Source organism: Pseudomonas sp. DVZ6 (assembly GCF_024259445.1).
Lineage (GTDB): Bacteria > Pseudomonadota > Gammaproteobacteria > Pseudomonadales > Pseudomonadaceae > Aquipseudomonas > Aquipseudomonas peradeniyensis.
Genome location: NZ_JANCLM010000006.1, coordinates 71,730 through 92,032 on the forward strand (window position 1 = coordinate 71,730; position 20,303 = coordinate 92,032).

Here is a 20,303-nt window from a genome sequence, read left to right on the forward strand (position 1 = left end):
TCATCATCCTGATGAATCGCGTCCCGCGATGTCCCTGGCCGTCATCCTTGAAGGCCTGTGTCTGTCCCTTGACACAGTTCGAATACTAGCGATTCCCCGGTAGGGAACAAGCGGCGAATATCTCAGGATGATTCAGGTGACACATCTTTTGATATTTATAAAAGTCATAAATATCAGTTAGTTAGAAAAAGTACGCCGTTGGAAACGACATTGATTTACTGATCCCTACAGCGATCACTTACATGACGAGTGAGCAAATGCTTACACGCGATGCTACGAGGGTGGAGAAATAAATACTTCGCAGGGGAGCAGGCTATGGGGTTGGTATTGAGGACGCCTTCGCGGGGCAAGCCCGCTCCTACAGGTTTCGCGTCCAGCCCCCAAAAGCAGCGTGGGAGCGGGCTTGCCCCGCGATGGCGTCAGATCAGCCAATCTAAAACGCAAACGCCCCGAACAAGTCGGGGCGTTCGCCTAAGCACGTCAGTGACTACTGGAACAGCGACTCGCTGGACAGGCCATTCTTCTCAAGGATCTCGCGCAGACGCTTGAGGCCTTCGACCTGGATCTGCCGCACGCGCTCGCGGGTCAGGCCGATCTCCAGGCCGACATCCTCGAGGGTGCTGCTTTCATGCCCACGCAGGCCGAAACGCCGCACCACCACCTCGCGCTGCTTGTCGGTCAGCTCGCCCAGCCACTGGTCGATGCTCTGCGACAGGTCGTCGTCCTGCAGTAGTTCGCACGGATCGGTGGGGCGATCGTCGGTGAGCGTGTCGAGCAGCGTCTTGTCCGAGTCAGGGCCGAGCGAGACATCCACCGAGGACACCCGCTCGTTCAGGCCGAGCATGCGCTTGACCTCGGCCACCGGTTTCTCCAGCAGGCTGGCGATTTCTTCCGGCGACGGCTCGTGGTCGAGTTTCTGCGTCAGCTCGCGGGCAGCGCGCAAGTAGACGTTGAGCTCCTTGACCACGTGGATGGGCAGGCGGATGGTGCGGGTCTGGTTCATGATCGCCCGTTCGATGGTCTGGCGGATCCACCAGGTCGCGTAGGTCGAGAAGCGGAAGCCCCGCTCGGGGTCGAATTTCTCCACCGCACGGATCAGTCCCAGGTTGCCTTCCTCAATCAGGTCGAGCAACGACAAGCCACGATTGACGTAACGGCGGGCGATCTTGACCACCAGGCGCAGGTTGCTTTCGATCATGCGCTTGCGACCGGCCGGGTCGCCTTTTTGCGACAGGCGCGCGAAATGCACTTCTTCCTCTGGCGAAAGCAGGGGCGAGAAGCCGATTTCATTGAGATACAGTTGAGTGGCATCAAGTGCGCGACTGTAGTCGATGTACTTGTGCTGCTTGAGCGATGCGCCCTGTTTCGACTTGGTCCGAACCGAAGGTACAGCAGGTTCGTCTGACACCACATCCGTTTCCAAAACGATGCCCGTCTCCATGAGAAGGAGGTCATCGTCGATGTCAAACTCCGGCACTTCTTTACTGAGAGCCATTGTTATAGTCCTTTGCTGAGTTCGAACTCAGACTCGAGCGTCACCCTTCCATGGCAGCGCTGGAGCCTGTCCCCTCTACATCCAAGGAACAGGCCGGGACAATGATCAACGGCGTGGCAGGAACTGGAGAGGATCGACGGGTTTGCCCTGGCGGCGAATCTCGAAATGCAGCTTCACCCGATCAGTGCCCGTGGACCCCATTTCTGCGATCGTCTGCCCTGCCTTGACCTGCTGCCCCTCCCGAACCAAAAGCCTGCGGTTGTGACCGTAGGCACTGACGTAGGTATCGCTGTGTTTGATGATGATGAGCTCGCCATAGCCCCTCAAGCCACTGCCGGCGTAGACCACCGCTCCATCAGACGCAGCAAAAACAGGCTGTCCCAAATCACCGGCGATATCAATGCCTTTATTCAAACTACCGTTTGAAGCGAATTTACCAATCAGTACGCCGCTCGCCGGCCACGTCCAACCGCCGACGGCGCGCTCTGCGGCGGGCACCTGGGCAACCGTTTGCGAGGTGGTGGAAGAGGCAGTAGTGGCACTTTTGCCATTACTGGTCGTCGGCGCGGTGCTGCCGACCGGTCGGCGGATGACGGTGGTCTTGCTCGACGAAGAAGGGCTGCTGACAACCGTGGTGCTGCCCCCCGCGCCGCTGCTGAAACGAATCGGCTGGCCCGGACGGATGGTGTAGGGGGCGGGAATGTTGTTGCGCGCCGCCAGCTCCTTGTAGTCCCAGCCATAGCGGAAGGCGATGGAGAACAGCGTGTCGCCGGGCTTGACGATGTACTGCCCCGAGGTGACGGTCGGGCGCTTGGGCGCGGCGTTGTTGCGGTCGACCACGCGGGCGCCGTTGGAGCTGGTGCTGGAACAGCCAGCCAACAGGGTCCCCATGGCCAGCGCAATCACCAGAAGCTTCAATACCGACCGTTCCTTGCGCTGCCGCATGCCTGTGTGACCCACCCGCGCTCCCCTCATGCTGTCAAAAATGACGATACGAAATGCAATATTGTTTCAATTATAACCGAGCCACCCACCTTGGGGTGACTCGCTGTTGGCCTGATCGGTGTACGAAAAACGCCACGCCAGATAGACAGGGGCCAGGCGCAAGAATTCGTCGCCGGCGCAAATATTCCGTTGCGCAGGTCAGGCCAGCGGGCCGTTGAGCAGGGGTACGAAGCGTACGGCCCCGAGTACCCGGCGCGAGAAGCCATGTTCTTCGCGCACGATCAGCATCAGCTGCTGGGTCTCCCCCGCCGGCCCGACCGGGATCACCATGCGCCCGCCCGGCGCCAGCTGGTCGAGCAGTGCCTGGGGCACTTCCGGGGCGACCGCGGTAACGATGATGCCGTTGTACGGCGCCAGCGCCGGCCAGCCTTCGCAGCCGTCGCCCCAGCGGAACACCACGTTGCGCAGGTTGAGCTCGACCAGGCGCTCCTTGGCCCGGTCCTGCAGGACCTTGATCCGCTCCACCGAGAACACCCGCTCCACCAGCTGGGCCAGGATCGCGGTCTGGTAGCCAGAACCGGTGCCGATCTCCAGCACCTTGTCCAGGGGCCCGGCCTCCAGCAGCAGCTCGCTCATATGCGCGACCATGAACGGCTGGGAGATCGTCTGGTTGTGGCCGATCGGCAGCGCCGTGTCCTCGTAGGCTCGATGGGCCAGGGCTTCATCGACGAACAGGTGGCGCGGGGTGCGGCGAATGGCCTCGAGTACCTTGGCGTTCGACACGCCTTCTTCGTAGAGGCGCTGGATCAGCCGCTCCCGGGTACGCTGGGAGGTCATGCCGATGCCGCGACGCTGCAGATCGTCCTGTTCGCGCATCAGAGCACGCCCTCCAGCCAGCCGTCGAGGCGCTCGAAGGCAACGTTGAAGGTACGGTCCAGCTGCAACGGCGTGATCGACACGTAGCCTTGCATCACCGCATGGAAATCGGTACCCGGCCCGCCATCCTCGGCATCGCCGGCCACGGCGATCCAGTAACCTTCCTTGCCCCGCGGGTTGACCACCTTGGTCGGCGCCGCGGCACGCGCCCGGTGCCCCAGGCGGGTAAGCTGGATGCCGCGGATGTGCTCCAGCGGCAGGTTGGGGATGTTGACGTTGAGCACGGTGCGCGGTGGCAGCTCCAGGCGCGACTGCGCCTCGACCAGACGCCGGGCGATGTAGGCGGCGGTCGGCAGGTTATCGGGCAGACGCGAAAGCAGCGAGAAGGCCAGCGAGGTGCCGCCGAGGAAACGCCCTTCCAGCGCGGCGGCGACCGTGCCGGAATACAGCACGTCATCCCCCAGGTTGGCACCCAGATTGATGCCGGACACCACCATGTCGGGGGTTTCCGGCAGCAGGCCGTTGAGCCCCAGGTGCACGCAGTCGGTGGGCGTGCCGTTGAGGCTGATGAAGCCGTTGGCCAGGGTCTGCGGGTGCAGCGGCCGGTCGAGCGTCAGCGAACTGCTGGCGCCGCTCTTGTCTTGATCCGGGGCAATCACCACGCACTCGGCGTAATCCGCCAGCGCTTCATACAGCGCGGCGATGCCGGGTGCGGTAACACCGTCGTCATTCGAAATCAGAATACGCATGGGCTGTCCGTCTGCCCTGCCGGCACCAGATCGACGAGTTCGCGCACCACCACGGTGGCGAAGCATCCGGCCGGAAGGACGAATTCCAGTTGCAGGATATCAGGCTCGGGATAATGCCACGACAGACGCCCAATAGGGAGCCGCAGGATGCGCCGTTCGTGATCCATGCCCGCTCGCGCCAGCCATTGGCACAACGCCGGATGGCGGGCGGCGACTTCGCTCTCGAGCGCCTGGGTCGCGCCAGCGCACGGCGATTGCCCCTCGCCCCACAGCGGGCCGGTGGGATGCAGGTCGAGAATGGCCAGGCGCGGATCGCTGCACTCGGCCTCCCCTGCCGGGAAGAAACTGCGGCTGTCGGTGAACGCCAGCAGGTCGCCGACCTTGGCGCGCTGCCAGCTGCCGTCTGCCACCCGGGCGGCCAGCACCTGGTTGAACAGGTAGCTGCGCCCGGCCGACAACAACCGCGAGCGCACGTTACGCTGCTCGGGCAATGCCTGGCGTGCGGCCCAGTCCTGGGCATCATGCACGTTGCCACCGCCATGGCCGAAACGCTGGCTGCCGAAGTAATTGGGCACGCCCTGCAGCTTGAGTTGCTCCAGGCGGGCATCGAGGGCCGGGCGGTCGGCCTGCAGCGCGGTCAGGCGCAAGGTGAAGCCATTGGCCGAGTGCGCGCCACGCTGCAGCTTGCGCTGGTGGCGCACCTGCTTGAGCACCCGCAGGGTGTCGTCCTCCGCGCGGGACAGGTCGGGGTCGGCCTTGCCCGGCAGGTGCAGGCTGAACCACTGGCGGGTCAGGGCCTGGCGGTCCTTGAGGCCGGCATAGCTGATGGCGCGCACCGGCACGCCGGCGGCGCGGGCCAGGCGGCGGGCCGCCTCCTCGGTGTTGAGGTCGCGCTTCTCGACCCACAGCCACAGGTGCTCGCCCTGACCGGACAGCGGGATATCAAGGACTTCATCGACCTGGAAGTCTTCGGCCACCGCCTTGAGCACTGCAGTGCCCAATGCATCGCCCGAGGCCCGTGGGCCCAGCAGTTCCAGTTCGGTCATGCTGGCAGCAGCAGGGCGACCGCGTGCACGGCGATGCCCTCCTCGCGACCGGTGAAGCCCAGCTTTTCTTCGGTGGTGGCCTTGACGTTGACCTGGTCGAGTTCGACCTGCAGGTCTGCGGCGATCTGCTGGCGCATGGTTTCGATATGCGGGGCCATCTTCGGCGCCTGGGCGACGATGGTGGCGTCGACGTTGCCGATCTTCCAACCCTTGTCGCGCACGACAGCGACCACATGGCGCAGCAGCACGCGACTGTCGGCACCCTTGAACTGCGGGTCGGTGTCGGGGAAATGCTTGCCGATATCGCCCAGCGCCGCAGCGCCAAGCAGGGCATCGCTCAGGGCGTGCAGCAGCACGTCGCCGTCGGAGTGGGCCAGCAGGCCGAACTTGTGGGGGATACGCACCCCGCCCAAGGTAATGAAATCACCGTCGCAGAAACGGTGGACATCGTAGCCGTGGCCAATACGCATAGAAAAACGCCCTGATTGAGTCAGGGCGTGATTCTACCTGCTTTCATGCAGTATTGGGCGGCGCTGTAGGAGCGGCCTTGTGCCGCGAAAGGGCTGCGCAGCAGCCCCGGCGGGACTGGCGGTGACGCTGACATCCTGGGGCCGCTTCGCGGCCCTTTCGCGGCACAAGGCCGCTCCTACAGACGAAAAGCGATCGACCTTTAAACCCTGCCCAACGCCACCGCATGATGACGCAGGTGTTCATCAATGAAGCTGGCGATGAAGTAGTAGCTATGGTCATAGCCCGGCTGCAGGCGCAGGGTCAGCGCATGGCCGCCCTTGCGCGCCGCCTGCTCCAGCGCCTGCGGCTTGAGCTGCTTGTCGAGGAAGTCATCGCGATCGCCCTGGTCCACCAGCAACGGCGGGCACTGCCCGGCCTCAGCCAGCAGCACGCTGGCGTCCCACTCGCGCCAGCGCGCACGGTCCTCGCCCAGGTAGCGGGAAAACGCCTTCTCGCCCCAGGGGCAATCCATCGGATTGCTGATCGGCGAGAACGCCGACACCGAACGATAGCGCCCGGGGTTGCGCAGGGCGCAGACCAGCGCTCCGTGCCCGCCCATGGAATGACCGCTGATGCTGCGCTGGTCGGACGCCGGGAAGTGCGCCTCGATCAGGAGCGGCAACTCCTGGACCACGTAGTCGTGCATCCGGTAATGCTGCGCCCACGGCTGCTGGCTGGCATTGAGGTAGAACCCGGCGCCCAGGCCGAAGTCCCAGGCGCCATCCGGATCGCCCGGCACCTGCTCGCCACGCGGGCTGGTGTCCGGGGCGACGATGATCAGCCCAAGCTCGGCGGCCAGGCGCTGGGCGCCGGCCTTTTGCATGAAGTTCTCGTCGGTGCAGGTCAGGCCGCTGAGCCAGTACAGCACCGGCAGCTTCTCGCCCTGCTCGGCCTGGGGCGGCAGGTAGACGGCGAACACCATGTCGCAGCCGAGCACCTTGGAAGTGTGCCGGTAACGCTTGTGCCAGCCGCCGAAGCTCTTCTGGCAGGAGAGGTTTTCCAGGGTCATGGCGAGGCCCTCAGAAGTGGATCACGCTGCGGATGCTCTTGCCTTCGTGCATCAGGTCGAAAGCCTTGTTGATGTCTTCCAGGCCCATGGTGTGGGTGATGAAGGTGTCCAGCGGGATCTCGCCCTTCTCGGACATCTCGACGTAGCTCGGCAGCTCGCTGCGACCCCGCACGCCGCCGAAGGCCGAACCGCGCCAGACGCGACCGGTGACCAGCTGGAACGGACGGGTGGCGATCTCCTGGCCAGCACCGGCCACGCCGATGATCACCGACTCACCCCAGCCCTTGTGGCAGCACTCCAGCGCCGCGCGCATCAGTTGCACGTTGCCGATGCACTCGAAGGAGAAATCGACCCCGCCGTCGGTGAGGTCGACGATCACTTCCTGGATCGGGCGGTCGTAGTCTTTCGGGTTGATGCAGTCGGTGGCGCCCAACTGGCGGGCGATCTCGAACTTGGCCGGATTGATGTCGATGGCGATGATGCGCGAAGCCTTGGCCTTGACCGCGCCGATCACTGCCGACAGGCCGATGCCACCGAGGCCGAAGATGGCCACGGTGTCACCCGGCTTGACCTTGGCGGTGTTGAGTACCGCGCCGATGCCGGTGGTCACGCCGCAACCGAGCAGGCAGACCTTCTCCAGCGGGGCTTCCTTCTGGATCTTGGCCACGGAGATTTCCGGCAGCACGGTGTACTCGGAGAAGGTCGAGGTGCCCATGTAGTGGAACAGCTGCTGGCCCTTGTAGCTGAAGCGGGTAGTGCCGTCGGGCATCAGGCCCTTGCCCTGGGTGGCGCGGATGGCCTGGCACAGGTTGGTCTTGCCCGACAGGCAGAATTTGCACTGGCCGCATTCGGGGGTGTACAGCGGGATCACATGGTCACCGACCGCCACCGAGGTAACGCCCTCGCCCACCGCCTCGACGATCGCCCCGCCTTCGTGGCCGAGGATCGACGGGAAGATACCTTCCGGGTCGGCGCCGGACAGGGTGTAGGCGTCGGTGTGGCAGACACCCGAGGCGACGACGCGCAGCAGCACTTCGCCGGCCTTGGGCATGGCCACGTCCACTTCGACGATTTCCAGGGGTTTCTTGGCCTCGAAGGCGACGGCAGCGCGGGACTTGATCATCAAAGGTCTCCAGAAAGATGTCGGTTACTGGCGGTCAGTGTAATTCACCGCCTTTTGATGAATAATCCAGCCACTCACAAAACATTATTGCCATACAGGGATAATCCATGAGCAGTCGCTGGGAGGGCATCGACGAGTTCGTCGCGGTGGCCGAATCGGGCCAGTTCACCGCCGCCGCCGAACGCCTGGGGGTGTCGTCCTCGCACATCAGCCGGCAGATCGCCCGCCTGGAAGAACGCCTGCAGACTCGCCTGTTGTATCGCAGCACCCGACGGGTGACCCTGAGCGAAGCCGGGCAGACCTTTCTCCAGCACTGCCAGCGCCTGCAGGATGGCCGCGAGGAGGCGCTGCGCGCCATGGGCGACCTGGCCAGCGAGCCCAAGGGCCTGCTGCGCATGACCTGCGCGGTGGCCTATGGCGAACGCTTCATCGTGCCGCTGGTGACGCGCTTCATGGCGCAGTATCCGCAGTTGCGGGTCGAAGTGGAGCTGAGCAACCGTACCCTCGACCTGCTGCATGAAGGCATGGACCTGGCGATTCGCCTGGGGCGCTTGCAGGATTCGCGGCTGGTGGCCACGCGCCTGGCACCAAGGCGCATGTACCTGTGCGCGTCGCCGGCCTACCTGGAGCGCTATGGGCGGCCGCACAGCCTGTCGGAGCTGGCGCGGCACAACTGCCTGGTGGGCAGTTCGGACCTGTGGGCACTGCAGCAGGAGGGTCGCGAGATCACCCAGCGGGTGCAGGGCAACTGGCGCTGCAACAGCGGCCAGGCGGTGCTGGACGCGGCGCTGCAGGGGATGGGGCTGTGCCAGTTGCCGGACTACTACGTGCTCGAACATTTGCACAGCGGGGCGCTGGTGTCGTTGCTGGAGGGGCATCAGCCGCCGAATACGGCAGTGTGGGCGTTGTATCCGCAGCAGCGGCATCTGTCGCCGAAGGTGAGGCGATTGGTGGACTATCTCAAGGAAGGGTTGGCGCAGTTGCCAGAATATAGCAGCACTCCCCTGTAGGAGCGGGCTTGCCCCGCGAAGCAGGCGCCGCGTCGCATGGCACCGGCTTTGCCGGTGTTCGCGGGACAAGCCCGCTCCTACAGGGACAGTGCCAGGTCGGCGCTCAGCGGCGCCCGGCCCAGCGCTGGCGCAGCCACTCCAAGTCCTCTGGCCGGGTCACCTTGATGTTGTCGCTGCGCCCTTCGACCAGGCGCGGCGCATAACCGGCCCATTCGATGGCCGACGACTCGTCGGTGACCGCCACATCGGACACCAGGCACTCGGCCAGCGCCCGGTGCAGCATGCCAAGGCGGAACATCTGCGGGGTATAGGCCTGCCAGACGGTGCTGCGATCAACCGTGGCCGCCACCCGGCCCTCGCCGTCGGCACGCTTGAGCGTGTCCCGGGCTGGAACGGCGAGCAATCCGCCGACGGGATCTTCAGCCAGGGCTGACAGCAACTTGTCCAGATCGCTACGTGCCAGGTTCGGCCGCGCGGCGTCGTGCACCAGCACCCAGTCGTCATCCGCCGCGCCCTGGGCATGCAGCAGCAACAGCGCGTTGAGCACCGAGTCGGCGCGCTCGCTACCGCCCGGGGCGCGCTGGATGCGCGGATCGCTGGCGCAACGCAGGCCGGGCCAGTAGGGGTCTTGTTCGGCAATGCTGACCACCAGGCCCTTGAGCATGGGATGGTCGAGGAAACAGTCGAGGCTGTGCTCGAGAATCGTCTGCCCGCCCAGTTGCAAGTACTGCTTGGGACGGTCGGCAGCCATGCGGGCACCAACGCCCGCGGCGGGAATCACGGCCCAGAAGGCCGGCAGTTCGTTTGTCATTTCTGCGGCAGCTGGTAGAGGGTTTCGCCCTCCTTGACCATCCCCAGCTCATGACGAGCCCGTTCTTCCACGGTCTCCATACCTTTCTTCAACTCCAGGACCTCGGCATCGAGCACACGATTGCGCTCCAGCAGGCGTTCGTTTTCCGCATGCTGGTCGGCGATCTGCTGTTTGAGTTCGGTCACTTGCGCCAGGCTGCCATTACCTACCCAAAGGCGATATTGCAGGCCGCCGAGCAGCAGGAGCAGGACGAGGAACAACCAATAGGGACTGCGCATGAAGATATCCAGGGTAAAAAAGGCCGCCGCAGCGAGCTTCCGATAGCACGAAGCCTGGCCGAGGCCAGGCTTCGTCGACAGAAACCCGTGGAGACAACCGAACGATCAGTACGAACGTTCAGCCGGCCCCGGCTGCTGCCTTTTTACCATCTCTTGCTCAGCCGCGAAACTCGGCACGACCGCGATATACGGCCTTGGCGCCCAGTTGCTCCTCGATGCGCAGCAGTTGGTTGTACTTGCTGACGCGGTCGGAACGGCACAGCGAACCGGTCTTGATCTGGCCGGCAGCAGTACCCACGGCCAGATCGGCGATGGTCGAGTCCTCGGTTTCACCGGAACGGTGCGAGATCACCGCAGTGTAGCCGGCGGCCTTGGCCATCTGGATGGCTTCCAGGGTCTCGGTCAGCGAGCCGATCTGGTTGAACTTGATCAGGATCGAGTTGCCGATGCCTTTCTCGATGCCTTCCTTGAGGATCTTGGTGTTGGTCACGAACAGGTCGTCGCCGACCAGCTGGACCTTCTCGCCGATCTTGTCGGTCAGGATCTTCCAGCCGGCCCAGTCGGACTCGTCCAGGCCGTCTTCGATCGAGATGATCGGGAAGCGCTCGGTCAGGCCCTTCAGGTAGTCGGCGAAGCCTTCGGCGTCGAACGACTTGCCTTCGCCGGACAGGTTGTACTTGCCGCCTTCATAGAACTCGGAAGCCGCGCAGTCCAGGGCCAGGGTCACGTCGGTGCCCAGCTTGTAGCCGGCCTTCTCGACGGCTTCGGCGATGGCGCCCAGGGCGTCTTCGTTGGACGCAAGGTTCGGGGCGAAGCCACCTTCGTCACCGACGGCGGTGTTCAGGCCACGGGCCTTCAGCACGGCCTTGAGGTGGTGGAAGATCTCGGTGCCCATGCGCAGGCCGTCGGAGAAGGTCTTGGCACCAACCGGCTGCACCATGAACTCCTGGATGTCGACGTTGTTGTCGGCGTGCTCGCCGCCGTTGATGATGTTCATCATCGGCACCGGCATGGAGTACTGGCCCGGGGTACCATTGAGGTTGGCGATGTGCGCGTACAGCGGCAGGTCTAGGTCCTGGGCGGCGGCCTTGGCGGCGGCCAGGGACACGGCGAGGATGGCGTTGGCGCCCAGCTTGGCCTTGTTCTCGGTACCGTCCAGCTCGATCATGGCACGGTCCAGGGCTTTCTGGTCGGCCGGGTCCTTGCCCAGCAGCAGGTCGCGGATCGGGCCGTTGATGTTGCCGACGGCCTTCAGCACGCCCTTGCCCAGGTAACGGCTCTTGTCGCCATCACGCAGCTCCAGCGCTTCGCGCGAGCCAGTGGAAGCACCCGACGGCGCGCAGGCGCTACCGATGATGCCGTTGTCGAGCAGTACATCGGCTTCCACGGTGGGGTTGCCACGCGAATCGAGAACTTCACGACCTTTGATGTCGACGATCTTTGCCATTGTTGTAAGCACTCCAGAATTGACGAAAACAACGCAGCTTTTGGGAATTCTTGCCGTTCACCAGGCGACATGGCACGGGCAGGCCTGGCGAAGGGAGCCCCTGACCGAAAGGTCAGGGGTGGAACGGGCGGTACTTTACCCGAGAAACGAGCTTTACGCGGTTTCTACCGTCGGAAAACTTTTCACCAGGTCGTCCAGTTGCTTGAGCTGGGCCAGGAACGGCTCCAGCTTGTCCAGGCGCAGGGCACACGGACCGTCACACTTGGCGTTGTCCGGATCCGGGTGGGCCTCGAGGAACAGGCCCGCCAGGCCCTGGCTCATACCGGCCTTGGCCAGGTCGGTGACCTGGGCGCGACGGCCGCCGGCGGAGTCGGCGCGACCACCCGGGGTCTGCAGCGAGTGGGTCACGTCGAAGAACACCGGGTACTCGAACTCTTTCATGATGCCGAAGCCGAGCATGTCCACGACCAGGTTGTTGTAGCCGAAGCTCGAACCGCGCTCACAGAGGATGAGCTGATCGTTGCCGGCCTCGACGCACTTGGCGAGGATGTGCTTCATCTCGTGGGGCGCCAGGAACTGCGCCTTCTTGATGTTGATCACGGCACCGGTCTTGGCCATCGCCACGACCAGGTCGGTCTGGCGCGACAGGAAGGCCGGCAGCTGGATGATGTCGCACACCTTGGCCACCGGCTCGCACTGGTAGGGCTCGTGCACGTCGGTGATCACCGGCACGTTGAAGGTCTGCTTGATCTCTTCGAAGATCTTCAGGCCTTCTTCCATGCCGGGGCCGCGATACGAGTTGACCGACGAACGGTTGGCCTTGTCGAAGCTCGCCTTGAACACGTACGGGATGCCGAGCTTCTCGGTCACCCGCACGTACTCCTCGCAGACCTTCAGGGCCAGGTCACGGGACTCCAGGACGTTCATGCCGCCGAACAGGACGAACGGCTTGTCGTTGGCGATCTCGATGTTACCGACGCGAATGATCTTCTGAGTCATGGATCAGGCCTTGTTCTTCTGTGCCAGGGCAGCCTTGACGAAGCCGCTGAACAGCGGGTGGCCGTCACGCGGGGTCGAGGTGAATTCCGGGTGGAACTGGCAGGCGACGAACCATGGGTGCTCCTTGGACTCGACCACTTCGACCAGCGCGCCGTCTTCGGAACGACCGGACACCACCAGGCCGGCATCGACCAGTTGCGGCAGCAGGTTGTTGTTCACTTCATAGCGGTGACGGTGACGCTCGGTGATCACGTCCTTGCCGTAGCAGTCGTGGACCTTGGAGCCAGCCGCCAGCTGGCAGTCCTGCGCGCCCAGGCGCATGGTGCCACCCAGGTCGGAGGCTTCGGTACGGGTCTCGACCGCGCCGGTGGCATCTGCCCACTCGGTGATCAGGCCGACGACCGGGTGGCCGCTGTTGCGGTCGAACTCGGTGGAGTTGGCGTCTTTCCAGCCCATCACGTTACGGGCGAACTCGATCACGGCCACCTGCATGCCCAGGCAGATGCCCAGGTACGGAACCTTGTTCTCACGGGCGTACTGCACCGCGGTGATCTTGCCTTCCACGCCACGCAGGCCGAAACCGCCCGGGACCAGGATGGCATCGGCGCCTTCGAGCAGGCTGGTGCCCTGGTTCTCGATGTCTTCGGAGTCGATGTAGCGCAGGTTGACCTTGGTGCGGTTGGTGATGCCGGCGTGGCTCATCGCTTCGATCAGCGACTTGTACGCATCCAGCAGCTCCATGTACTTGCCGACCATGGCGATGGTCACTTCCTGCTCAGGGTTGAGCTTGGCGTCGACGACCTTGTCCCACTCGGACAGGTCGGCGCTGTTGCACTGCAGGCCGAAGCGCTCGACGACGAAGTCGTCCAGGCCTTGTGCGTGCAGCACACCAGGGATCTTGTAGATGGTGTCGACGTCTTCCAGCGAGATCACCGCACGCTCTTCGACGTTGGTGAACAGCGCGATCTTGCGACGCGACGAGGCATCGACCGGGTGGTCGGAGCGGCAGATCAGCACATCCGGCTGCAGGCCGATGGAGCGCAGCTCCTTCACCGAGTGCTGGGTCGGCTTGGTCTTGGTCTCGCCGGCGGTGGCGATGTACGGGACCAGGGTCAGGTGCATCAGCATGGCGCGCTTGGAGCCCACTTCGACGCGCAGCTGGCGGATCGCCTCGAGGAACGGTTGCGACTCGATGTCACCCACGGTGCCGCCGATTTCGACCAGCGCGACGTCGGCATCGCCGGCGCCCTTGATGATGCGGCGCTTGATCTCGTCGGTGATATGCGGGATGACCTGGATGGTCGCGCCCAGGTAATCACCACGGCGCTCCTTGCGCAGCACGTGCTCGTAGATACGGCCGGTGGTGAAGTTGTTGTTCTGGGTCATCGTGGTGCGGATGAACCGCTCGTAGTGGCCCAGGTCGAGGTCGGTCTCGGCGCCGTCGTGGGTGACGAATACTTCACCGTGCTGGAACGGGCTCATGGTGCCCGGGTCGACGTTGATGTACGGGTCCAGCTTGAGCATGGTGACTTTGAGCCCCCGCGCTTCCAGGATGGCCGCCAGGGAAGCCGAGGCAATGCCTTTCCCCAATGAAGAAACAACACCGCCCGTGACGAATATGTAGCGCGTCATGAAAAACCCTAGAAGTCTGCGTTAAGGCGGCCAGCGCCGCCGGAGAAAGCGAAGGAAGGCCGAAGCCCCCGATCACCTGCGTCAATCACAGTGCATCTCGAAAAACTGCCGCGTCTGTACAGACCAGGGGTATCCCCGGCATGGAGCTCGCTCGTCATTTTAAGAAATCAGCCCAGCAAAAAACTGCTTGGTAATCGGCAACTCCTGTGTTTTTGCGCAACCCACAGAAGTTGTATCAAGAAGGGAGGGTAGTCTACCGGAATGTACCCTTCAGCTCAAACCTTGCACGTTCGTCGGCGGCTGCCAGTGCAGCTGGCAATCTGCCTGCACCCGCTCGGGCAGGTTGGCCACCGCCAGCAACTGCTCGCCACGATACAGCAGCGGCAGGCGCGGGCGCACGAAATGCGGGACCTGCAGCTCGTTGAGCAGGCGCTTGAGATCGCGCCGGCCGCGGCCGGGCAGTTGCATGACCTCGCCGCCCTGGCGGTAGCGGATATGCAGGCCTTCACCTGGCAGGCCCGACATCAGGCGAACGCTGCCATTGCCCGGCAGGCGCAACGGTTTCCCGCTGTCCAGCCAGGGGTAAACGCCCGACACCGCAGCCAGCCAATCGCCACTCAGCCACCAGATACGTCCATGGCTGCGATGCATTTCGCCGTCGGTCAGACGCCAGACCGGGCAGGCATCGGCCGCCGCGTCGCGCAGGTCGCTCCAGCCGGCCCAGTGGCGGCTGTCGGGCAGGCGGGTGCGTTGGCTGAGCCAGAATTGCAAGGCGTTGCGTTGACGCGCCGGGGACAGTGCGGTGAGCGCCTCGAGGCTGAGTGAATCCAAACCCAGCCAGGACAGCGGCGCATTGTCGCAGGCGACCGCCAGGTCGCTGGCGGCCAGTTCGTCCAGCAGGCCCAGTGCCTCGCCCAGGTGTTCGGCGCTGCGCGCCAGATTGGCTTCGGCCTGGGGCCAGCGCTGGCGCAGGATTGGGAAGACCTCGCCGCGCAGGAAGTTGCGGGCAAAGGCCGTATCGCTATTGGAAGGGTCGTCGACCCATACCAACCCGTGTCTGTCGGCGTAGGCCTGCAACTGCTGGCGCGACAGCCCCAGCAGCGGCCGCACCAGGCTGCCCTGGCCCAGCGGACGCTGTTGCGCCATGGCGGCCAGCCCACGCAGGCCAGCGCCGCGCAACAGACGCAACAGCAGGGTTTCGGCCTGGTCATCGCGGTGCTGACCGGTGAACAGTACCTCGCCTGCGCCCAGCCGTTTTTCGAAGGCGCCGTAGCGGGCGTTGCGGGCCGCTTGTTCGAGGCTGGCGCCGGGGGCGACCTGGACAGGAATCACATCGAGTTCGACACCCAAGGCGTCGCACACCGCTCGGCAGTGGTCGGGCCAGGTATCGGCGGCGGCTTGCAGGCCGTGATGGACATGGATGGCGCGCAGGGGGGGCGCTGGATGGTTGCGGGTGTAGTCGGCAAGCTGGTGCAGGAGGACTGTGGAGTCCAGGCCGCCGGAGAAGGCGACGTGCCAGGCGGGGGCGTTGAGCCAGGGAGAGAGTTGCGCAGTGAGGTCGAGCATAGTAGTCCCTCTTCAAATCGCATCGCGGGGCAAGCCCGCTCCCACGCTACAGAACGTGGGAGCGGGCTTGCCCCGCGATCGAGGGCGTCAGACTACGATCAGAGGCCGTAGCTCATCAGGCGATCGTAACGGCGCTTGAGCAGCGCGTCGTTGTCGAGCTTGCCGAGCATGTCCAGCTGTTCGATCAGGTCGGCGCGAACATTGGCCGCCATCTTCGCCGGATCACGGTGAGCACCGCCCAGCGGCTCCGCGATGACCTTGTCGACGATGTTCAGGCTCTTCAGACGTTCGGCGGTCACGCCCATGGCCTCGGCGGCATCAGCCGCGCGGTCGGCGGTCTTCCACAGGATCGAGGCGCAACCTTCCGGCGAGATCACCGAGTAGGTCGAGTACTGCAGCATGTTCAGCTGGTCGCACACGCCGATGGCCAGTGCGCCGCCGGAACCGCCTTCACCGATCACGGTGGCGATGATCGGCGTCTTCAGGCGCGCCATCACACGCAGGTTCCAGGCGATGGCCTCGCTCTGGTTGCGCTCCTCGGCGTCGATGCCCGGGTAGGCGCCCGGGGTGTCGATGAAGGTCAGGATCGGCATCTTGAAGCGCTCGGCCATTTCCATCAGGCGGCAGGCCTTGCGGTAGCCTTCAGGGCGCGGCATGCCGAAGTTGCGGCGCACCTTCTCGCGCACTTCACGGCCCTTCTGGTGACCGATGACCATGACCGGCTTGTCGTTCAGACGCGCGGTACCACCGACGATGGCGGCGTCGTCGGCGAAATGACGGTCGCCGTGCAGCTCCTCGAACTCGGTGAAAATGTGGTCGATGTAGTCGAGGGTGTAAGGGCGGCGCGGGTGACGGGCCAGGCGAGCGATCTGCCAGCTGGTCAGGTTGCCGAAGATGCTCTCGGTCAGGGTGCTGCTCTTGTCCTGCAGACGGGCAATTTCATCGCTGATGTTCAGCGAGTTGTCGTTGCCCACCAGGCGCAGCTCTTCGATCTTGGCTTGCAGGTCGGCAATCGGCTGTTCGAAATCGAGGAAATTCGGGTTCATAGGCTTCCGTCTTGGGTCTACGGCCAGGCGGCCGGCCGGTTGATCCGTTTGGCGCCCTACCTTAAGGGATCAGGCGCATAAAGGTCGAGATTAAAATTCGTCGTTTCAACGGTATTGCAGGAAGACGTTCTCACGCCCGAACTGGTCACGCAGTGCCTGAATCAGCCCATCGGCCGGATCGATCGACCACTGGTCGCCAAACTGCAGCATGGCCTTGGCGTCGCTGCCGGTGTACTCCAGGGTGATCGGGCAACCACCGCGATGGCGGGTGATCAGCTCGCCCAACCACTTCAGACGATCGCCCTTGAGCGCGTCGTGGCCGACCTTCAGGCGCAGGCTCTCGGCCAGCTTGGTCCGGGCGTCCTCCATGGTCATCACAGTCTTGACCCGCAGGCGCAGGCCGCCGGAGAAGTCATCGTTACTCACCTCCCCTTCCACCACCACCATGGCGTCAGTCTGCAGCAGGGCCTGGGCGCCCATGAAGGCATCGGCGAACAGCGAGGCCTCGATGCGCCCGGAACGGTCATCCAGGGTGACGAAGCCCATCTTGTCGCCCTTCTTGTTCTTCATTACCCGCAGGGCAATGATCATGCCGGCAATGGTCTGGGTATCTCGCGCCGGCTTGAGGTCGACGATGCGCTGGCGGGCGAAGCGGCGGATCTCGGTCTCGTATTCGTCGATCGGATGGCCGGTCAGGTACAGGCCGAGGGTGTCTTTCTCACCCTTGAGGCGCTCCTTGAGGGTCAGCTCGCGCACCTTGCGATGGTTGGCGTAGACGTCGACATCCGCCTCGTCGAACATGCCGCCAAACAGATCGACATGACCACTGTCCGCGGTGTGAGCGGCCTGCTCGGCAGCCTTGACCGCCTCGCCCAGCGCCGACAGCAAGGTTGCACGGTTGATGTCGATGTTGGCCTGATAAGCCTTGATCTCATCATGGAAGTGCGGCCCCAGGCGGTCCAGCGCACCACTGCGGATCAGCGCGTCGAGGGTCCGCTTGTTGACCCGCTTGAGGTCGATCCGCTCGCAGAAGTCGAACAGGTCCTTGAACGGGCCGCCCTGGGCACGGGCCTCGACGATCGCCTCGACCGGCCCTTCGCCCACGCCCTTGATCGCGCCCAGGCCATAAACGATGCGCCCGTCATTGTTGACGGTGAACTTGAAGTCGGAGAAGTTCACGTCCGGCGCGTCCAGGCGCAGCTTCATGCTGCGCACTTCCTCGACCAGCACCACCACCTTGTCGGTGTTGTGCATATCCGCCGACAGCACCGCGGCCATGAATGGCGCCGGGTGGTGGGTCTTCAGCCAGGCGGTCTGGTATGACACCAGGCCGTAGGCGGCGGAGTGGGATTTGTTGAAGCCGTAGCCGGCGAATTTTTCTACCAGGTCGAAAATGTTACCGGCCAGGTCCGCATCGATGTTGTTGGCCACGCAGCCTTCGATGAAACCACCGCGCTGCTTGGCCATCTCCTCGGGCTTTTTCTTACCCATGGCCCGACGCAGCATGTCGGCGCCACCGAGGGTGTAGCCGGCCATCACCTGGGCGATCTGCATCACCTGTTCCTGGTACAGGATGATGCCGTAGGTAGGCGCGAGTACCGGCTTGAGGCCTTCGTACTGGTAGTCGGAGTGCGGGTAGGCCAGCTCTGCCCGGCCGTGCTTGCGGTTGATGAAGTCGTCGACCATGCCCGATTGCAGCGGGCCCGGACGGAACAGCGCCACCAGTGCGATGAGGTCTTCCAGGCAGTCGGGCTTGAGCTTCTTGATCAGCTCCTTCATGCCACGGGATTCGAGCTGGAACACCGCCGTGGTCTCGGCTTTCTGCAGCAGCTCGTAGGTCTTGCGGTCGTCCAGCGGGATGAAGTCGATGTTGACGTCGGGCAGGTTCTTCTTGGCCTGCTCGCGGTTGATGATCTCCATCGCCCACTTGATGATGGTCAGGGTCCGCAGGCCGAGGAAGTCGAACTTCACCAGGCCCGCCGCCTCGACGTCGTCCTTGTCGAACTGGGTCACCAGGCCGCCGCCCTCTTCGTCACAGGCGATCGGCGAGAAGTCGGTAAGCTTGGTCGGCGCGATCACCACGCCACCGGCATGCTTGCCGGTACCGCGGGTGACACCTTCGAGCTTGAGGGCCATGTCCCAGATCTCGCGGGCATCCTCGTCGCCCTTGAGGAAGTCGCGCAGGATCTCTTCCTGCTCGTAGGCCTTCTCCAGGGTCATGCCCACTTCGAACGGGATCATCTTCGACAGGCGGTCGGCCAGACCGTAGGACTTGCCCTGTACCCGCGCCACGTCGCGCACCACCGCCTTGGCGGCCATGGTACCGAAGGTGATGATCTGGCTCACCGCGTTGCGGCCATAGGCCTCGGCCACGTAATCGATCACCCGGTCACGGCCATCCATGCAGAAGTCGACGTCGAAGTCGGGCATGGAAATACGTTCTGGGTTCAGGAAGCGCTCGAACAGCAGGTCATAGGCCAGCGGGTCGAGGTCGGTGATCTTCAATACATAGGCCACCAGGGAGCCGGCACCCGATCCCCGGCCCGGGCCAACCGGCACGTCGTTGTTCTTCGCCCACTTGATGAAGTCCATAACGATCAGGAAGTAACCGGGGAAGCCCATCTGGATGATGATATCCAGCTCGAACTTCAGACGGTCCAGGTAGACCTGGCGCTTCTCTTCGTAGTTGGGCGTGGTCTCCTTAGGCCAGAGCACCGCCAGGCGCTCCTCCAGGCCCTCGTGGGAGACGTGACGCAGGTAGTCGTCGATGCCCATGCCGTTGGGCGTGGGGAAATCGGGGAGGAAGTACTTGCCCAGCTGCACGGTGATGTTGCAGCGCTTGGCGATCTCGACGGTGTTGGCGATGGCGTCCGGCAGGTCGCTGAACAGCTCGGCCATCTCTTCCGGCGACTTGAGGTACTGCTGGTCGCTGTAGCCGCGCGGGCGGCGCGGGTCGTCGAGGGTCCAGCCCTCGCCGATACAGACGCGGGTCTCGTGGGCGTCGAAGTCCGACTGCTTGATGAAGCGCACGTCGTTGGTCGCCACCAGCGGCGCGCCAAACTTGTCGGCCAGGGCCACGGCGGCGTGCACGTACTCTTCGTCACCGGCGCGGTTGGTGCGCTGCAGCTCGACGTAGAAACGATCCGGGAACAGGCCCATCCAGTCGCCGAGCAGGGCTTGGGCCTCGTCTTGGCGCCCGGCCATCAGGGCCACGCCGATATCACCTTCCTTGCCAGCGGACAGGGCGATCAGCCCCTCGCTGGCCGGGGCGATCCAGTCGCGCTGAATGATCACCAGGCCGTTGCGCTGGCCGTCGGTCCAGCCGCGCGAGATCAGCTCGGTGAGGTTGCGGTAGCCCTTGGGGTTCATGGCCAGGAAGCAGATGCGCGACAGCGGCGCCTCGGGGTCGGCGCCGGCCAGCCACAGGTCGGCGCCGCAGATCGGCTTGATGCCGGCGCCCATGGCGGTCTTGTAGAACTTCACCAGCGAGCACATGTTGCTCTGGTCGGTGATCGCCACCGCCGGCATGTTCATCCCGGCCAGGGCCTTGGCCAGCGGCTTGATCCGCACCAGGCCGTCGACCAGGGAGAATTCGGAGTGCACGCGAAGGTGAACGAAGGAGACCGGCATGGAGGATCCTGTAGCAGTGCTGAACGACAAGGGCGGGATTGTAGCGTATTGCTCTTCGCTTGCCTCGCCTGCAGGTCAGCGGTTGGTTGCAGAATGCATCGCGGGGCAAGCCCGCTCCCACGCAGCCGATT

The 20,303-nt window shown here is 64.1% G+C and carries 17 protein-coding genes; 1 reads left to right on the forward strand and 16 read right to left on the reverse strand.

Features of this window, described 5'->3' with window-relative positions; genetic code table 11:
• Positions 1–487: 487 nt before the first annotated feature.
• The 8 genes from rpoS to NMG10_RS05355 form a co-directional block, all read right to left on the reverse strand.
• A complete protein-coding gene (gene rpoS, locus NMG10_RS05320) occupies positions 488–1,495 on the reverse strand; it encodes an RNA polymerase sigma factor RpoS (protein WP_011535249.1) in 1,008 nt (335 codons plus the stop codon).
• Positions 1,496–1,600: 105 nt separating this feature from the next.
• Entirely contained in the window at positions 1,601–2,455 is an 855-nt protein-coding gene (locus NMG10_RS05325; RefSeq protein WP_232856807.1) for a peptidoglycan DD-metalloendopeptidase family protein, read from the reverse strand.
• Between the two features lie 183 nt (positions 2,456–2,638).
• Positions 2,639–3,277, reverse strand: coding sequence for a protein-L-isoaspartate(D-aspartate) O-methyltransferase (locus NMG10_RS05330; protein ID WP_162175259.1), 639 nt, complete (start codon positions 3,275–3,277; stop codon positions 2,639–2,641).
• Between the two features lie 38 nt (positions 3,278–3,315).
• Positions 3,316–4,065, reverse strand: a complete 750-nt coding sequence (gene surE, locus NMG10_RS05335) for a 5'/3'-nucleotidase SurE (protein ID WP_254463917.1) — start codon at positions 4,063–4,065, stop codon at positions 3,316–3,318.
• Entirely contained in the window at positions 4,053–5,111 is a 1,059-nt protein-coding gene (gene truD / locus NMG10_RS05340) for a tRNA pseudouridine(13) synthase TruD (RefSeq protein WP_254463918.1), read from the reverse strand. The genes surE and truD overlap by 13 nt, the downstream gene beginning before the upstream one ends.
• Positions 5,108–5,581 carry a 2-C-methyl-D-erythritol 2,4-cyclodiphosphate synthase gene (ispF, locus tag NMG10_RS05345; RefSeq protein WP_254463919.1) on the reverse strand — a complete coding sequence of 158 codons (474 nt, stop codon included), beginning with the start codon at positions 5,579–5,581 and terminating at the stop codon, positions 5,108–5,110. Before ispF ends, truD begins: the two co-directional genes overlap by 4 nt.
• Before the next feature lie 200 nt (positions 5,582–5,781).
• Complete coding sequence (fghA, locus tag NMG10_RS05350; RefSeq protein ID WP_203651157.1) at positions 5,782–6,630, reverse strand: S-formylglutathione hydrolase; 849 nt, start codon at positions 6,628–6,630, stop codon at positions 5,782–5,784.
• A gap of 10 nt (positions 6,631–6,640) precedes the next feature.
• Positions 6,641–7,753, reverse strand: coding sequence for an S-(hydroxymethyl)glutathione dehydrogenase/class III alcohol dehydrogenase (locus NMG10_RS05355; RefSeq protein WP_254463920.1), 1,113 nt, complete (start codon positions 7,751–7,753; stop codon positions 6,641–6,643).
• Positions 7,754–7,860: 107 nt separating this feature from the next.
• Here NMG10_RS05355 and NMG10_RS05360 point away from each other — a divergent pair, with 107 nt between their 5' ends.
• Entirely contained in the window at positions 7,861–8,763 is a 903-nt protein-coding gene (locus tag NMG10_RS05360; protein WP_254463921.1) for a LysR substrate-binding domain-containing protein, read from the forward strand.
• A gap of 103 nt (positions 8,764–8,866) precedes the next feature.
• On the opposite strand, the gene ispD is transcribed toward NMG10_RS05360, so the two are convergent.
• From ispD to dnaE, 8 genes are all read right to left on the reverse strand, one after another.
• Positions 8,867–9,574, reverse strand: a complete 708-nt coding sequence (gene ispD / locus NMG10_RS05365; protein ID WP_232856797.1) for a 2-C-methyl-D-erythritol 4-phosphate cytidylyltransferase — start codon at positions 9,572–9,574, stop codon at positions 8,867–8,869.
• Positions 9,571–9,852 (reverse strand): cell division protein FtsB, encoded by a 282-nt coding sequence (gene ftsB, locus NMG10_RS05370; protein WP_011535259.1) that lies wholly within the window; start codon positions 9,850–9,852, stop codon positions 9,571–9,573. The genes ispD and ftsB overlap by 4 nt, the downstream gene beginning before the upstream one ends.
• Positions 9,853–10,009: 157 nt before the next feature.
• Positions 10,010–11,299 (reverse strand): phosphopyruvate hydratase, encoded by a 1,290-nt coding sequence (gene eno / locus NMG10_RS05375; RefSeq protein ID WP_254463922.1) that lies wholly within the window; start codon positions 11,297–11,299, stop codon positions 10,010–10,012.
• 153 nt (positions 11,300–11,452) lie between these two features.
• Positions 11,453–12,298 carry a 3-deoxy-8-phosphooctulonate synthase gene (gene kdsA / locus NMG10_RS05380; protein ID WP_110701896.1) on the reverse strand — a complete coding sequence of 282 codons (846 nt, stop codon included), beginning with the start codon at positions 12,296–12,298 and terminating at the stop codon, positions 11,453–11,455.
• A gap of 3 nt (positions 12,299–12,301) precedes the next feature.
• The gene (locus tag NMG10_RS05385; RefSeq protein WP_186714670.1) at positions 12,302–13,930 is read right to left on the reverse strand and encodes a CTP synthase; all 1,629 of its coding nucleotides are present in this window, start codon (positions 13,928–13,930) and stop codon (positions 12,302–12,304) included.
• A gap of 270 nt (positions 13,931–14,200) precedes the next feature.
• On the reverse strand, positions 14,201–15,496 hold the full coding sequence (gene tilS / locus NMG10_RS05390) for a tRNA lysidine(34) synthetase TilS (protein ID WP_254463923.1): 1,296 nt from the start codon (positions 15,494–15,496) through the stop codon (positions 14,201–14,203).
• A 98-nt stretch (positions 15,497–15,594) separates the two neighbouring features.
• On the reverse strand, positions 15,595–16,542 hold the full coding sequence (locus tag NMG10_RS05395) for an acetyl-CoA carboxylase carboxyltransferase subunit alpha (RefSeq protein WP_110738407.1): 948 nt from the start codon (positions 16,540–16,542) through the stop codon (positions 15,595–15,597).
• 105 nt (positions 16,543–16,647) lie between these two features.
• Entirely contained in the window at positions 16,648–20,172 is a 3,525-nt protein-coding gene (dnaE, locus tag NMG10_RS05400; protein ID WP_254463924.1) for a DNA polymerase III subunit alpha, read from the reverse strand.
• Positions 20,173–20,303: the final 131 nt, after the last annotated feature.

What these genes read in the sequence shown, in the direction of transcription:
- rpoS (WP_011535249.1), bottom strand. Translation starts at nt 1,495, where the DNA reads ATGGCTCTCAGTAAAGAAGTGCCGGAGTTTGACATCGACGATGACCTC.
- NMG10_RS05330 (WP_162175259.1), bottom strand. Translation starts at nt 3,277, where the DNA reads ATGACCTCCCAGCGTACCCGGGAGCGGCTGATCCAGCGCCTCTACGAA.
- surE (WP_254463917.1), bottom strand. Translation starts at nt 4,065, where the DNA reads ATGCGTATTCTGATTTCGAATGACGACGGTGTTACCGCACCCGGCATC.
- truD (WP_254463918.1), bottom strand. Translation starts at nt 5,111, where the DNA reads ATGACCGAACTGGAACTGCTGGGCCCACGGGCCTCGGGCGATGCATTG.
- ispF (WP_254463919.1), bottom strand. Translation starts at nt 5,581, where the DNA reads ATGCGTATTGGCCACGGCTACGATGTCCACCGTTTCTGCGACGGTGAT.
- fghA (WP_203651157.1), bottom strand. Translation starts at nt 6,630, where the DNA reads ATGACCCTGGAAAACCTCTCCTGCCAGAAGAGCTTCGGCGGCTGGCAC.
- NMG10_RS05355 (WP_254463920.1), bottom strand. Translation starts at nt 7,753, where the DNA reads ATGATCAAGTCCCGCGCTGCCGTCGCCTTCGAGGCCAAGAAACCCCTG.
- NMG10_RS05360 (WP_254463921.1), top strand. Translation starts at nt 7,861, where the DNA reads ATGAGCAGTCGCTGGGAGGGCATCGACGAGTTCGTCGCGGTGGCCGAA.
- ispD (WP_232856797.1), bottom strand. Translation starts at nt 9,574, where the DNA reads ATGACAAACGAACTGCCGGCCTTCTGGGCCGTGATTCCCGCCGCGGGC.
- ftsB (WP_011535259.1), bottom strand. Translation starts at nt 9,852, where the DNA reads ATGCGCAGTCCCTATTGGTTGTTCCTCGTCCTGCTCCTGCTGCTCGGC.
- eno (WP_254463922.1), bottom strand. Translation starts at nt 11,299, where the DNA reads ATGGCAAAGATCGTCGACATCAAAGGTCGTGAAGTTCTCGATTCGCGT.
- kdsA (WP_110701896.1), bottom strand. Translation starts at nt 12,298, where the DNA reads ATGACTCAGAAGATCATTCGCGTCGGTAACATCGAGATCGCCAACGAC.
- NMG10_RS05385 (WP_186714670.1), bottom strand. Translation starts at nt 13,930, where the DNA reads ATGACGCGCTACATATTCGTCACGGGCGGTGTTGTTTCTTCATTGGGG.
- tilS (WP_254463923.1), bottom strand. Translation starts at nt 15,496, where the DNA reads ATGCTCGACCTCACTGCGCAACTCTCTCCCTGGCTCAACGCCCCCGCC.
- NMG10_RS05395 (WP_110738407.1), bottom strand. Translation starts at nt 16,542, where the DNA reads ATGAACCCGAATTTCCTCGATTTCGAACAGCCGATTGCCGACCTGCAA.
- dnaE (WP_254463924.1), bottom strand. Translation starts at nt 20,172, where the DNA reads ATGCCGGTCTCCTTCGTTCACCTTCGCGTGCACTCCGAATTCTCCCTG.